At 34.6% G+C, this 13917-nt stretch carries 14 protein-coding genes and 1 pseudogene; 11 read left to right on the forward strand and 4 right to left on the reverse strand.

Translation table 11 applies throughout. From position 1 onward, the window contains the following. Window positions 1-113: 113 nt before the first annotated feature. Complete coding sequence (locus tag AAG068_RS05685; protein ID WP_342718492.1) at window positions 114-1493, forward strand: MFS transporter; 1380 nt, start codon at window positions 114-116, stop codon at window positions 1491-1493. Between the two features lie 40 nt (window positions 1494-1533). Here the strand turns inward: AAG068_RS05685 and AAG068_RS05690 are convergent, their stop codons facing one another. Beyond that, window positions 1534-2652: an anti-sigma factor gene (locus AAG068_RS05690; protein ID WP_342718493.1), complete on the reverse strand. Its 1119-nt coding sequence runs from the start codon at window positions 2650-2652 to the stop codon at window positions 1534-1536. Window positions 2653-2657: 5 nt separating this feature from the next. Continuing rightward, the gene (locus tag AAG068_RS05695; RefSeq protein WP_342718494.1) at window positions 2658-3143 is read right to left on the reverse strand and encodes an RNA polymerase sigma factor; all 486 of its coding nucleotides are present in this window, start codon (window positions 3141-3143) and stop codon (window positions 2658-2660) included. Between the two features lie 137 nt (window positions 3144-3280). Here AAG068_RS05695 and AAG068_RS05700 point away from each other — a divergent pair, with 137 nt between their 5' ends. Beyond that, a complete protein-coding gene (locus AAG068_RS05700) occupies window positions 3281-4183 on the forward strand; it encodes an AraC family transcriptional regulator (protein ID WP_342718495.1) in 903 nt (300 codons plus the stop codon). Between the two features lie 214 nt (window positions 4184-4397). Here the strand turns inward: AAG068_RS05700 and AAG068_RS05705 are convergent, their stop codons facing one another. Further along, complete coding sequence (locus tag AAG068_RS05705) at window positions 4398-6140, reverse strand: sensor histidine kinase (protein WP_342718496.1); 1743 nt, start codon at window positions 6138-6140, stop codon at window positions 4398-4400. 9 nt (window positions 6141-6149) lie between these two features. After that, a complete protein-coding gene (locus tag AAG068_RS05710) occupies window positions 6150-6854 on the reverse strand; it encodes a response regulator transcription factor (RefSeq protein WP_342718497.1) in 705 nt (234 codons plus the stop codon). Window positions 6855-6988: 134 nt separating this feature from the next. Here AAG068_RS05710 and AAG068_RS05715 point away from each other — a divergent pair, with 134 nt between their 5' ends. The 9 genes and pseudogenes from AAG068_RS05715 to AAG068_RS05750 all read left to right on the forward strand — a co-directional run bounded on the left by AAG068_RS05715 (window position 6989) and on the right by AAG068_RS05750 (window position 13865). Beyond that, window positions 6989-7828 carry a CPBP family intramembrane glutamic endopeptidase gene (locus AAG068_RS05715; RefSeq protein ID WP_342718498.1) on the forward strand — a complete coding sequence of 280 codons (840 nt, stop codon included), beginning with the start codon at window positions 6989-6991 and terminating at the stop codon, window positions 7826-7828. Window positions 7829-7843: 15 nt separating this feature from the next. Continuing rightward, on the forward strand, window positions 7844-8200 hold the full coding sequence (locus AAG068_RS05720; protein ID WP_342718499.1) for a hypothetical protein: 357 nt from the start codon (window positions 7844-7846) through the stop codon (window positions 8198-8200). A 31-nt stretch (window positions 8201-8231) separates the two neighbouring features. Continuing rightward, window positions 8232-8531, forward strand: a complete 300-nt coding sequence (locus AAG068_RS05725) for a hypothetical protein (protein WP_342718500.1) — start codon at window positions 8232-8234, stop codon at window positions 8529-8531. Between the two features lie 11 nt (window positions 8532-8542). Next, a complete protein-coding gene (locus AAG068_RS05730; protein WP_016088942.1) occupies window positions 8543-8731 on the forward strand; it encodes a hypothetical protein in 189 nt (62 codons plus the stop codon). A 134-nt stretch (window positions 8732-8865) separates the two neighbouring features. Next, window positions 8866-10134: a M48 family metallopeptidase gene (locus tag AAG068_RS05735; RefSeq protein ID WP_342718501.1), complete on the forward strand. Its 1269-nt coding sequence runs from the start codon at window positions 8866-8868 to the stop codon at window positions 10132-10134. 135 nt (window positions 10135-10269) lie between these two features. Next, a pseudogene (locus tag AAG068_RS29915) lies at window positions 10270-11049 on the forward strand (MCP four helix bundle domain-containing protein); the annotation flags it as partial. A gap of 156 nt (window positions 11050-11205) precedes the next feature. Continuing rightward, window positions 11206-11997 (forward strand): methyl-accepting chemotaxis protein, encoded by a 792-nt coding sequence (locus AAG068_RS29920; RefSeq protein ID WP_428845999.1) that lies wholly within the window; start codon window positions 11206-11208, stop codon window positions 11995-11997. A 210-nt stretch (window positions 11998-12207) separates the two neighbouring features. Beyond that, window positions 12208-13107, forward strand: coding sequence for a DMT family transporter (locus AAG068_RS05745; RefSeq protein ID WP_342718503.1), 900 nt, complete (start codon window positions 12208-12210; stop codon window positions 13105-13107). An 86-nt stretch (window positions 13108-13193) separates the two neighbouring features. Then, window positions 13194-13865 (forward strand): S-layer homology domain-containing protein, encoded by a 672-nt coding sequence (locus tag AAG068_RS05750; RefSeq protein WP_342718504.1) that lies wholly within the window; start codon window positions 13194-13196, stop codon window positions 13863-13865. Window positions 13866-13917 lie beyond the last annotated feature (52 nt).

The raw sequence follows: 13917 nt of genomic DNA on the forward strand, positions 1-13917 counted from the left end.
AAGTATAGGTACTATATAAAAAATCAGTACTTTTATAAATGAAGTACTTTCTTTATTATAGTTCTAAAGGAATATATAGGTAAATTACTAATTTTTGAAAGGGGAGTAAGCAAGTGAATGGGGTGGCTAGTAGAAATTTAGATGTTCAAACAAAAGAGAAATCAGGTATCGTCATTTTAATAACTTTGGCAATGGGTTTTATTATGGCTACGTTAGATGTGACAGTAGTAAATGTTGCGGTGGTGAATATTCAGGAAACATTAGGAATGACATTATATAGTTCAGCATGGATTGTTGATGGATATATTTTATCTTTTGCGGCATTATTATTGGCTGGAGGGGCATTGGCTAACCAATATGGAGCAAAAAATATGTATATGGTTGGTTTAATCATTTTTGTATTCGCATCTCTTTTATGTGCGATTGCAACAAATGGGAACACCCTCATTATCGGCCGGGTACTTCAAGGTGTTGGAGCGGCTTTATTTATGCCAAGTTCACTTAGTTTATTAGTAGTATCATTTCCAGATGAAAAGAAGAGAGCTAAAATGTTTGGGATATGGTCGGCAATTGTCTCTATCGCCTCTGGTACAGGCCCTTTTATTGGTGGTCTTTTAGTAAATACATTTGGTTGGCGGAGCATTTTTATTATAAACCTTCCAATTGGGGGTATCGGTGTTCTAATGGCCTTTGTAATTATTCCTAATGTATTACCGAAAAAGGAGAAAATAAACGTATTAAATCATTTAATCGGTATAACTACAATAACATTATTAGCTTTTACTCTAATTGAAGGTCCAAGTTATGGATGGTCCTCGTTTCAAATTTTAGGAGGAGTAGTGGGAACGGTATTAACTACTATTCTCTTTGTTTATACAGAACGAAAATCAAAAAACTCGGTTGTACCAAGAGTATTGTTCCAAAACAAGACATTTAGCTCGGCGAATATAGTTGGATTTCTAATAAACTTTGCGTTATTTGGTGGCATATTTATGTTCGGACTCTTTTTGCAAAAAGCATATGGAGCAAGCCCGTTTGTAGCAGGATTACAACTATTGCCGATGATGAGCGTATTTGTTATTGGGAATGTATTATTTGCAAAAATGGTGACTAAGTTTAGCTCAAAATCGTTATTATTCATAGCGTTATTTATAGCTAGTATAGGGTCTTTATTATTAATGCTTCTAGTAAATAATGTGAGTTATATAGGAATTGCAATCATTTATAGTGTTGTTAATCTTGGAATCGGTATAGCAGTACCTGCCATGACTACAATTGTAATGAAATCTGCCGGTCGTGAAAATGGGAATATGGCTGGAGCAACTTTAAATGTAAATCGTCAAATCGGTGCATTAGTCGGTATAGCAATTATGGGAATCATTTTAAATGAATCATTCAATTGGTACAGAGGGGCAAGCTATAGCTTTTTAGTTATTGGGCTTTCCTATCTATGTGCAGCATTTTTAGTTTGGAAGTTTGTGGAGCGGGAATAAAAAGAAGAGCATCACCCCTAGATGCTCTTCTTTTCCCACATCACTGATCAAACCAATTCCAAACCTCAATATCCCCAAGAGTCGCATAACGAACGTGAGGCGAGTTTTGTAATTTTAACAATTCTTTCGATGGTCCAGTAATGACAATCCCGTATACTTTTACGCCGTTATCTTTTACATAATCATAGCGTTTATCTAAGTTCAGCTCTTTTTCATGAGTCTGAGTAGCTTCACTCACAATTTTTTTATGTTCAGAAAGAATACGCATCATTTCGATTACTTCACCTTCTTTCGTCTTCGGTCGTATTGCTTCATTATCAGGGAGATTTATATGTTCTGAAAATCCGATAACCTCTCTGCCATGTAGGATGAAATCTTCTTCATCTATTCTTTCTTGCCCTGTGTCTAAAGCGTACCATAAAGGAGTTGGCGGCATTTCTTGTGCTTCAAATGTGCTATATAGAATGGATTCTAATTCTTGTAAAGTGTAAGATTTGTCAAAAGATACCGCTACTTCAGCAACGGTTCCGTCATGTACTTTTGCAAGTGTATTCCAAATTTTTTTAGAGATTTCTTTCAAATGATCGTCTTGCTTGATTCTCGGGTGAACAAAGGAAAGTTTTTTTGAATAGGCTCTGTTTGCCAAAGGTTGATTTGTGATAGCTACAGATGATAAGAAACTACGCGTTGTTACTGTCCCAATTGAAAATTCTTTTTTGCCGACCGTTTTAAATAAATTCATTTCATTTTCTGTACGGAAAAAGGGTTTAATCTTTGTGCTGCCTCCAGCGGAACGACTATTTGGCATTGTGGCTTCTAGTGCGAGTGCAGGAACCTCATCTACTTCGACTAACTTTTTCATATTATAGAAGTAAAGAGAAGACGAAAAATGGCCGACAAAATAGATTGCTATACAAACTGCAAGGACAAAACTAACGGTTTGCCAACGCTGTTTCCATTTTATTTTCCAAAACGGGACTTTCAAATTTTGTGGTGGTAACCTTTTCTTTATCGGCTCACTTTTCGCAAGCAATTCATCCAAATGCGCTTCACACTCTTCACAAGTCTCAATATGACTTTCTAACTCTTCTTGTTCATCATGCGTGAGCATTCCGTTTTCGTATTTCTCCCATAGTTTTTTAAACTTTGTACAACCCATCCTAATCACTCCTTTATGCCTTTCGTTTCTTTTCGTCCCCTGTGTAATTCAATTTTCACTTTCGCTAGTGAGAGACCGGTCATCTTTGCTATTTCCTTATATGAGAATCCGTAGTAATCTCGTAGTAACAGGACATTTCGTCTTTCAAGAGGAAGAGAAGATAAACTGTCTAACCAACTAGCAATCTCGTGTTTTATAAAATAAGAGTGCTCTGTACTTGGTACGTTTGGTAAATGGAATTCTTCAACTGTCGTTGTTTTATATCTGTTTTCTTTTCGATACCAATCGATAAAGGCGTTGTAGGCAATTGTAAATAACCAAGGCCTAATTTCTTCTCCTTTATAATAGTCAATATGGACGAGCATTCGGTAAAACGTTTCTTGCATGAGATCTTCCGCATAGTGGGAATCTCTGGTTAGGGAGAGAAGATAGCGAAATAAATCTTGCATATGCTCGGAGTAAATTTTTTCTAATGATTGTTTGCGTTTCACTACATTTCCCTCCCTTCATACATAACAACGAAATACATATAAAAAAGTTACAATTTTTTATGGAATTATAGTAAAAAACGTCAAGAATTGGATAGGATTCTCTTTTATCATAATACATATAAGGCGGGTGAACAGAGATGGAAAGCTATGAAACACAAATTCAAAGGTCAATTGATTATATTGAGGAAGATGTAATGGAAAAACAGACGCTGCGTAATTTAGCGCGTATTGCAGGTTTTTCTGAGTCGCATTTTCATCGTGTATTCCAAGCATTAGTAGGTGATACAGTAATGGAGTATGTTCGAAAGAGGAGGTTAGCCCGGGCAGCTTATCAACTTTCTCATACGGATGAAAAAGTTATTGATATCGCATTTGAGCATGGCTTTCAATCTCACGAAACGTTCACGAGAGCCTTTAAAAAATTATTTCAAATGACACCGAGTGAATATCGAAAACAAGAAATTGAAACGCCGATGTATTACAGCGTGAATGTAAAACAAAGAAAATTAAATCCTTATTTAGGAGGCATACAAATGGAATATCGTATTGTAAATAAACCAGAATTTTTAATGGCGGGTTATGAACTGAAGACGACAAGTAAAGAAGGGAAAAACCATCAAGACATCCCAGCATTTTGGCAAGAATATTTACAAAAAGATCTTGGAACAACGATTACGAATCGTAAAGATACGAGCCAATGGGTAGAGCTTGGATTATGTACTGATTTTAATTTAGAAACGGGCGACTTCACTTATATTATCGGAATGGAAGTTACAGGCTTTGAAAATGTACCAAATGAAATTGCAAAGCGTACTTTCCCAGCAGCGACATATGCTGTATTTACAACGCCGAAAGTTCCTCATGAAGAAATGGTATCGTCTATTCACCAAACGTGGAATGCTGTATTCTCAGAATGGTTCCCGCATTCAGGATATGAACATTGCGGCGTTAATGAATTTGAACTATACGATGAGCGTTCCCATGCAGATAAAAGTGAGTTCGCTCAAATTGAACTTTGGATACCAGTGAAGAAGAAATAATAGAAAGAAAAGCGAGCCACTGAGTGGTTCGCTTTTTTTCATATAGGCCGCTATATTTGACGATTTTTGTCGGTAAGTCGATATATCTTGAAAATCGCCGATATAATTTCATTTACCGCTGAACTATCGCAATAAGCAAGAATAAAAGGCGAGTAACATGATTTCATTTACCGAAGAATTTCCCCATAAGAAAAGACGCCACATAGCGCCTTTTCTACGAACGAAACGGAAACACAAGTATAATCGTCGTTCCTTTTCCTAGTTCGCTATCAATAGAAATCGTTCCGTTATGAGCATGAACGAGCTGTTTTGTAATAGCGAGACCAAGTCCCGTTCCGATGTTGCTTTCTTCTGTATTTGTTCCTCTATAATACCGCTCAAAGAGAAGCTCTTTCGTTTTATCATCCATTCCTTTGCCGTTATCTGAAATAGAAAGTGTAAATGAATTTTCATTTTGCGAAAGTTTTACGATAACGTTTGTCGTTTCATTATTATGTTTTACAGCGTTTACGAGTAAGTTTTCGATAATACGCTGGAACCATTTTTCTTCAATGAAATATTGAATTTTGTTTGAGCTTGGTACGAATTCAATATTTTGATTTTGAAGTGTCGGATTATTAATGAATTGTAATAATACTTTTTGAACGAATTGATTCATTTCAATGTTTACGTGCTGCGCAGGAAGACTGTTATTTTTTAATTGATACGTTAAGCTTAAGTCATCAATTAATGTCGTCATATATTGCGATTTCTCTTTCATAACGCTGCCGAATTGTTGAATGTCACAATCAGTCCAGTTGTACTGCTTTGATTCTAGTAATAAAGCATAGCCATATATAGAGCTTAGTGGTGTTTTTAAATCGTGCGTTAGACCGGTAATCCATTCTTCACGTGTTTGCTGCAATACTTGCCTCATCGCATCATTTTTTTTGAGTGTAATAGAAAGGTGCTCTAGTGAATTTGTCACATCACTAAATAAGCGGAATGACCATTTCTCTTTACCAGATCGCCGGAACCTGACAGGTTTCCCTTTTTTACTAACAGGCTCTTCGTACTTTCCACCAGCGATGTTTTTCAGCCAGCGCATCGCATGTAATAACGGTTTTCCGAATTTATTACCGTACCAAATAGAAAGAATGACTAAATAAACAAATACGATAAGAAGGATTAATCCGCATCCGATTAGAAACTTTTTAGTAAATACATCTTCTATTTCATCATCTGGGTAGTAGTGCTCATTTTTGGCAGTTACAACGAGAAGATGATTGCTATTTGTATCGTAAAAGCTAGACGTGTTTTCTTTATGATTCCACGGTTCTTTTGCGTTAAGAGCAGCTTGTATGGCAGAAAATGTTTTTTTCTTTTCATTTGGATAGGCGAATACTTCCTCACCGCCACTATTAAAAATTTGAAGAGTAGCCTTTTCTTTAGAAAGTAACTGTTTTTCTTCTTCTGTTAATGTGAACGAATCTGTAGATACAGAAGGGTGCTCTTTCTGTATCGTTTTCAGTAATACATTGCTTTTTAACATACCGCCGTAAATAACAAGTACGTTCTTTTCTTCTAATTCTATTTCCCAATATTTAAATGTATAAGGGCTTTCTATTTGATTCTGTATATACGAGAATAATGATGCTTTCGTATAAGATGTTGGCACGTCACTAGGCGTATTAAAGTGATAGAGAACTTTGCCGTTTTCCTCCACAACTTGAATCCAATCATTTTTCTCTTTAATTAAGTCTTTTACTTCAGTTTTTAACGAAATATCGCCATCTTCTGAAGAGATGTATCTTGCAATCATAAAATTATCAGAATCTGGAATGTTCGGTTCGTATGAAGTACTCGTAACAAGAAAAATTAAATAAGTGAAAGCCGCTACTACAGCAATCAGTAATGTAACTAAAACAAATACGTGTTGCATGATAAATTGGATAATAAGTCGTTTATTAAAGTTCATATCGTCACCCTACTTTGTAATGAACTTATAGCCAAGTCCGCGAACGGTTTTTATATATTCTGGTTTACTTGGGTCTTGTTCAATTTTTTCACGTAGTTTTCGAATGTGGACCATAACGGTATTATCATCGCCATTGTAGGCAGGTGCTCCCCAAACTTTCTCGTATATTTCTTCTTTCGAAAATACGTAGTTCGGATTCTCGCAAAAGAAGAGTAATAGCTGAAATAGCTGGGCGGAACATTCGACAACATGTCCATTTACTGTAAGCTCTGCAGAGTATCGATCAATTTCAAATCTACCAAAGGAACTGGATTGTGCTTTTTGTTCGTGTGGTACTGCTTGTTTCATATGTCTTCGGAGTTGTGCTTTCATACGAGCTACTACTTCAAGTGGATTAAATGGCTTCGTAATATAATCATCTGCACCGTGTGAAAATCCAGATATTTTATCTAAATCAGATGTTTTAGCTGTGAGGAAGAAAATAGGGCAATCTGTTTTCTGGCGAATGATTGGACAAATATCAAAACCAGATTGTCCAGGAAGCATAACATCTAAAATAATCAAATCGTAATCGTTTTGCTGAGTGAGAGATAAAGCTATTTCAGCGGATGTTGCAGTTGTAATATGAGAAAAACCTTCTTTTTCAAGAATGGTAGTTAGTAATTGTAAAATTGCTGTTTCATCATCAACGAGCAAAATATTTGCTTCATACATAAAAATCCCTCCTAATTTCCTCGAATATCATATCATCTTTCGGTAACTTATGGAATTTTTAAGGAAATTTTAAGGTTTTCTTTCTCAAAAAATTAAGAATCAAATGATATGATAAAAGTAACATAGGGGAGGAGATGAGTGTGAATCCGTTTCAAACGATGCGAGCTAGATATTTTTTAATTGTATTTGCACTATTAACTTTAGTTGCAAGGGTCAGTAATGAATTGATAGAAAATACATTTCATATGCAAAATTCTACTTTTATAAATATTCTTATATTCTATATCCTTCCGATTACATGGATTTTTTTTGAGTATAGAAAACACCGTGTTTCATTTTCATTATTTATTAATAAACATGAAACATTTAACCTGGTGCAAGTTTTATACATTGCACTTATGTTAGCTGTATTTAGTTATGGATATCTTATTTTGTACATGTATAGTTTTGCATGGATTACACCGGAATTTATTATGAACGCGTTACGTGAACCGGTTATTGATAGCACAGGGGGATATGTATATCAAATTATTATGGTCGTGTTCATCGCACCAATTATTGGTGAATTTGTTTTTCGGGGATTTTTACTGCAACGCTTTGCAGCAAAATGGGGAACGAGTATAGCAATCATTGTAGTAGCGATGTTGTTTGCGTTGCTACATGTTGATTTCCTAGGCGCAGTAGTATTTAGTGTTGTACTATCAATCGTATATATTCGTACAAATAGCTTACTCATGCCAATTGCTATTCACATGTTAAACAATGCATTTGTAATCGGTGCTTCTTTTTTAATAAATAAAGAAGAGATAATGAGTTTCGCAGATTTCTCAAATTATACGACGTTCTTTCCAGGACTTCTTATTTTTATAATAGGATTAAATTTAGTACTCATCTTTTTATTTGTTAACCGCAAATATTGGAATAAAGAAATGCCAGCTATATATGTAGAACAAGAAGAGAGTTTTCACATGTAGTGGGGGATAAATGAGATGAAGAAGACGATTGAAAAAATATTGAAAGACATTATAGATGCTACGTCTCTTACAGATATGTGTGATAAAAGCGTTTGTCATTGGGTGCAACCTGTAGTAGATACGATTGTGTTTCCAGAGTATTACTTATTTTCTAGTACTCATGTAAAAGAAAATATTATTTCTCTTCTTATTATGGTAGGGGTTTTACTAATATTTGGTCTAAGTGTAGAAGAAATGATGAAGCGCATCTTCAAAAAAAATGAAGAGAGGTATATGTGGGTTCGTAAAATATTCGAGAAAGTAATAGTGGCTTTCCTTTTGTTTTATAGTATGAAAACAATCATTTACGTTATAGCTTTGAAACATCATTAATTCTAAATTTGAAAGGGATGTATAAAAATATATGAATGAAACAATAAAATCAAATAAGTTTTTTTATTTGATTTTGCTTAGTATTGTGCTGATAACGACAGTCAATGTTATTCTTCGCTGGGAGGAATCTTATTTCTTTATGTATTTAGCACTCCATTTGTTAGGAATATTATGTATAAGCGGCGGAGTAGTTGCTGAAAAAAAGAGTGAAGAAAGCGTTAATTATATGTGTGTGACTGGTCTTATTTTACTTTTAGCAGTGCAAGGTATTATGAAATATAGTTCTTTTTCTTTACAAGATTTTAGTTTGTTAGTGGATGTACTTCCTTAAGGAGGAACGTTATGTTATCTAAGAAGCAAATAGGATATGTACTAGTTTTAATTGGATTTTTTACACTTATTGTAACGACTTTATTTTTTCAAGACTATGAATATATACGCTATATAAAAGGCGCTGGTTTAATATGCTGGGTTGTAAGTACGTTTCTTATCCCAGAGTATGAACCGAAGAAAGTGTCTAAAGGTAGGTAAAACTCTTCTATTTGTAGAAGAGTTTTTTTATGTAAATAAAAGGCTCGCGAGCAATTCGCATAATAAGCTTGTTCTAATTTAGCATGTACGAACTTACAATAATAATAGACAGGCAGCATAGAGGAGGGAATAGCGTGAGGAAGGTTATTGGGTGGTCGCTTTTTTTGTACGTTGGGTTTGCATTGCTTATATATTGGTATTTATTTGGATGGAATCATGAACTGATTCCGGACATGTATAAAGGAACGAGTGCAGATCCAGAAACGTTTATGAATGCAAGAGAGCTTACGCTAAGCCATGATTATTCGCGCGTGAAAAATTTACTGTACTTTTTAGCGACGCCTCTGGAATGGATTATATTATTATTTGTACTTGTTCTCGGTGTTTCAAGAAAGTTTGAGAAATGGTCGAAGGAAACGACGAAAATAAGTGTCCTGCAAGTAGCGATTTATTTCTTTTATTTATCACTACTCACAACAGTTCTTGCCCTGCCGATGCAATGGATTAGCCGAAAGGTATCCGTTGATTACGGCATTTCAACGCAAAGTACACAAAGCTGGATAAAAGATCACGTTATCGGTTTTTGGGAAAGTTATGCGACAATGTTAATTGTAGTTGCCGTTCTGTTATGGCTTATCCGTAAATTCCCGAAGAGATGGTGGCTAGCAGGGTGGGCGCTCTCTGTACCATTTACAATCTTTTTAACATTTATACAGCCTGTCGTTATTGATCCACTTTATAACGACTTCTCGACGCTGAAAAATAAAGAATTAGAAACGAAGATTTTAGCGATAGCAGACAAAGCGGACATTCCTGCTAAACATGTGTATGAAGTAAATATGTCAGAGAAAACGAATGCGTTAAATGCATATGTAACAGGAATTGGCCCTAATGCTCGTATTGTAATGTGGGATACAACGCTTAAGCAATTAAAAGATAAAGAGATTTTATTTATAATGGCCCATGAAATGGGACATTATGTTATGAAACATATATATTGGGGCGTTGCGAGTTATATGTTGCTATCGTTTATAGGGATGTTTCTCATTAGTCGTATTATCAATATGTGTATTCGAAAATGGGGGAATACGCTGCAAATTTCAAAAGCAGCATGTTTTTCAATTTTACCTTTATTTTTCTTAATTTCTTCTGTACTCTCTTTTGCATCACAGCCAGCAACAAACTATGTTTCTCGTATAGAAGAACGAGCGGCAGATCAATATGCTTTAGACATGACGAAGGACGGGAAATCTGGTGTAAAAACATTTCAATATTTATCGAAAACGAGTTTAAGTCAAGTAAATCCGCCTGCTTTAGTGAAGTTTTTCTTATATACACATCCACCAATTTTCGAAAGAATTCATACGTTTGAACAATATGAGAAACAAAGCAAAAAGAAGTAGCTATTATGCTACTTCTTTTTTATAGAGATATAAGTTTTATATTGGGAATATTTATCATTGCTTTTTATTGTGATTTTGTAAATAATAAGCTATAAAATTCTAAAAATCTATATATAAAGGAATAAAGGTGAAAAAATGTATTTTTTACAAAATTTAAAAGTGAAATATAAATTATTATCGCTTATTTCATTAGCAGTATTGAGCATGATAGTTATGAGCTGCGTAGCAATTAATTCTATTAATAAGATTAAGCGTGATGCAGAGGTTGTAGTAGATGATTATCAACATTCTGTAGTTTTATTAGAAGGAATGCTCCGTACACAAAATTCACTAGAGTATAACTTACTAGAATTAATTACAGCGTCACAAAATGAGGGGACAAATAAAGAAGGTATTATTGATAATATTGAAAAGGATCTTAAAAAATATGAGTCATTATTAAAAGAATATGATGATGGCTTTAATTTAAGTAATCAAGAGGATGAACTGTTTCAGAAGATGAAGAAATCTTTGCCAAATTATATGGAGACATATAAGAAGTTGTTTGAAAAAGCGAAGATAACAAACGAGCCACAAATGGTAAACGAATTTCAGAAGGAATTAAAACCGAAGGGGGTAGAGTTAGCTGGACATGCGGTAGATCTAGAATCGTATGTTTCAAAATTAGCTGATCAAGTATTTAAAGATTCTCAAAAAATGATAGATCAATCTGTTGTCACTTTTATTATTCTTGTAGTAGTTACTACAATCATTATATGTATAGTAAGTTATATTATTAGCAAGCTTATAGTTGCTCCTTTACAAACTGTTAGTCGTATGATGGAAAGAGCAAAAGATGGGAATCTAACTGTACATGGTGAGTATAATGCTAAAGATGAATTAGGTGTATTAGTAAGTGATTTTAACGAAATGATTGCAGGGCTAAGAACAAATATGCAAGAAGTAGAGAATAATATTCAGCTTTTATTCCAACATGCAGACGGAGTAGTATCTGCATCGGAAGTATCTAGTAGTGCAGCGAAGAAAATCACTATAGATATTGAAGAAGTTGCAAATGGCGCAGAGAGTCAAATGCAAGCAATGGAGCAAACTGCGGGTGCGATGGAAGAGTTGACACAAGGAATGCAGAGTATAGTGAATACATCATCCTCTGTAAATGAATTGTCTGCTCAATCAGCATTAGATGCAGAGAGTGGTAACAAATTAGTGAAACAAATGATTCAACAGATGGATACAATCCAAAATTCAGTACATAACGGTGTGAAACAAGTAGAGACTATGAAAGAACAATCAGAAGAAATTGTTAAAATTATTGATGTTATGCAAGGCATTACCGCTCAAATTAACTTATTAGCATTAAACGCCGCAATTGAGGCTGCACGTGCTGGGGAAAGTGGTAGAGGATTTGCAATTGTGGCAGATGAAGTAAGAAAATTAGCAGAACAATCTAGTGATTCTGCAAAACAAATTGAGAAGCTTATTACTCAAGTTATGGGAACAACGAACCACACCGTGGACATGATGGGGAAAGTAGATAATGAGGTACAGGCAGGTACACAAGTAGTAATGCACACAGAAAAAGTATTTGGAACAATTACAGAAAAAGTAAAACAAGTATCTGAGCAAATTCAAACGGTATCTATGTCTACAGATGAAATTGCAGCGAGCAGTGAGGAGATTTCGGCTTCTACAGAAGACATAGCTCAAATTTCCCAAAGATCATCTGACCGAACTGATAGGGTAAAAGAGTCTATTCAACAACAAGAAAAATCTGTTCAAGAGATTTCGGTTTCAATTGAACATATGCATAACGCAGCAGGAGAATTAAAACAAATAGTTGCCCAATTTACTCTTCAAAAGTAGTAGTATATTTAAGTTTTAATATAGAGAAATTCCTCTCAATAATAAAAAAATCATCCTATATAAAAAAGGATGATTTTTTTATGGGAATTTTGTGCGGCTGTCACTTTTTATATTCTAATTTTTTACAATTTTCCGATTGTAATATATAATAATACGTAATGTTTTGGAGATTTCTCATTTGTAAAGATAGGTTATAGGAGGAGAGAAAGGGTGTTTAATAAAAAATCAATGCCGGCTATAAAAATGATCCTTTCGATGTCTATTTTCGGATCAATTGGATTTTTTTCTGTTCAAACAGGTTTACCGTCTTTTGAATTAGTATTCGTTCGTTGCATTTGTGCGACTCTATTTTTAGCATTATGTTGGCTCGTAACAGGACAGTATAAAAGTGAGAAATGGAATAAAAAAGAAGTTATGCAAATATTAGCATGCGGTATATTTCTCGTTTTTAACTGGGTATTTCTATTTAAAGCGTTTGAAGTTATGTCGATTACAATTGCGATTTCAGTTTACCATCTGGCACCAATTATCGTATTAATGATTGGTAGTATCGTATTTAAAGAGAGACTTACAGTATTTGCGGTTATGTCCATTGTTATTTGTTTTATCGGTACAGTTTTAGTAGCTGGGGTAGATGGAAATGTATCGTTTGAGAAACTGATGTCATCTGGTATGGTATGGGCACTTCTTGCAGCATTATTTTATGCTTTTACTACTTTACTAGGAAAAGGAATTCAGCATACGAGTGCATATGCGATGACATTTTTACAAACGTTTTTAGGTATATTTTTATTGCTACCATTCGTAGATTTTGGCAAGTTTCAAGGGCTAACAGAGATGAATTGGATGATGATCACAGCGACAGGTCTTATACATACGGGATTTGTATATTACTTATTTTTTGACAGTTTAAGAGATTTATCTACGAGATTAATTTCTGTATTAGTGTTTTTAGATCCAGCGGTTGCAATACTATTAGATACAGTATTTACCGGGTTTAGACCGACTAGTATGCAAATAGTAGGAATTGTTCTTATATTTGTAGGGATGGCATTTACTTTTCGAAAAACGAAGGATGAAAAAATAGCAATAAAAGAAAAAGTATTCTGAATTTTAAATAATTTAATCTGCATTCTATTGAAAATCCCCTTATTTTTTGTAGAATATAAATGGTAGGAAAATAAAGGAAAAGGCAGATGAGAGAGATGAAAAAGCTAGTAAAGATAGCGACATCGTTAACTTTAATGGGAGGAATATTTGTAGGTGCAAATGGTGTGTCTGCAAATACAGATGTTATCCAGAAATCTAGCCCTAATATTATGATAGAATTTGATGATGTACCAACAGGCCATTGGGCATATGATGAAATTACGAATTTAGTATATCATCGAATTATGTATGGATATGGAAATGGTAAGTTTGGTGTAGAAGATCATATAACACGTGAACAAGCGGCGGCAGTATTGTACCGCGCACTTCATGTAAAAGGAAGTGCGACTATTGGAAATCCATATGGAGATATTAGTGCGAAATCAACCATGTTCCCTTACGAAATTTTACGCTTAACACAGCTTGGTATTTTTAAAGGAGACGAAAATGGGAATTTCCGTCCGAAAGCAACAATGACTCGCGCAGAGTTATCACAAATTTTAGCGAAAGCATATGAGTTGAAAACAAAGAGCCCACATACATTTACAGATATACCAGAAAACCATTGGGCAAGGGATGCAATTAGCGCATTACAGTCTAATAAAGTAGCGGTAGGAACGGGAAATGGCAAGTTCGAGCCTGAAATGCTCGTTACACGCGGACAATTTGCGAAGTTTTTACAACGAGCAATTGATAATTCTCCAGGGAAAATGGAATAGATAAAGAGAAAGCTCATAATTTGTGGAAGCGGTATCTCCCGCTCATTATGAG

This window comes from Bacillus paramycoides (assembly GCF_038971285.1).
Lineage (GTDB): Bacteria > Bacillota > Bacilli > Bacillales > Bacillaceae_G > Bacillus_A.

What these genes read in the sequence shown, in the direction of transcription:
- AAG068_RS05690 (WP_342718493.1), bottom strand. Translation starts at nt 2,652, where the DNA reads ATGGGTTGTACAAAGTTTAAAAAACTATGGGAGAAATACGAAAACGGA.
- AAG068_RS05700 (WP_342718495.1), top strand. Translation starts at nt 3,281, where the DNA reads ATGGAAAGCTATGAAACACAAATTCAAAGGTCAATTGATTATATTGAG.
- AAG068_RS05705 (WP_342718496.1), bottom strand. Translation starts at nt 6,140, where the DNA reads ATGAACTTTAATAAACGACTTATTATCCAATTTATCATGCAACACGTA.
- AAG068_RS05710 (WP_342718497.1), bottom strand. Translation starts at nt 6,854, where the DNA reads ATGTATGAAGCAAATATTTTGCTCGTTGATGATGAAACAGCAATTTTA.
- AAG068_RS05715 (WP_342718498.1), top strand. Translation starts at nt 6,989, where the DNA reads ATGAGTGTGAATCCGTTTCAAACGATGCGAGCTAGATATTTTTTAATT.
- AAG068_RS05720 (WP_342718499.1), top strand. Translation starts at nt 7,844, where the DNA reads ATGAAGAAGACGATTGAAAAAATATTGAAAGACATTATAGATGCTACG.
- AAG068_RS05725 (WP_342718500.1), top strand. Translation starts at nt 8,232, where the DNA reads ATGAATGAAACAATAAAATCAAATAAGTTTTTTTATTTGATTTTGCTT.
- AAG068_RS05730 (WP_016088942.1), top strand. Translation starts at nt 8,543, where the DNA reads ATGTTATCTAAGAAGCAAATAGGATATGTACTAGTTTTAATTGGATTT.
- AAG068_RS29920 (WP_428845999.1), top strand. Translation starts at nt 11,206, where the DNA reads ATGCAAGCAATGGAGCAAACTGCGGGTGCGATGGAAGAGTTGACACAA.
- AAG068_RS05750 (WP_342718504.1), top strand. Translation starts at nt 13,194, where the DNA reads ATGAGAGAGATGAAAAAGCTAGTAAAGATAGCGACATCGTTAACTTTA.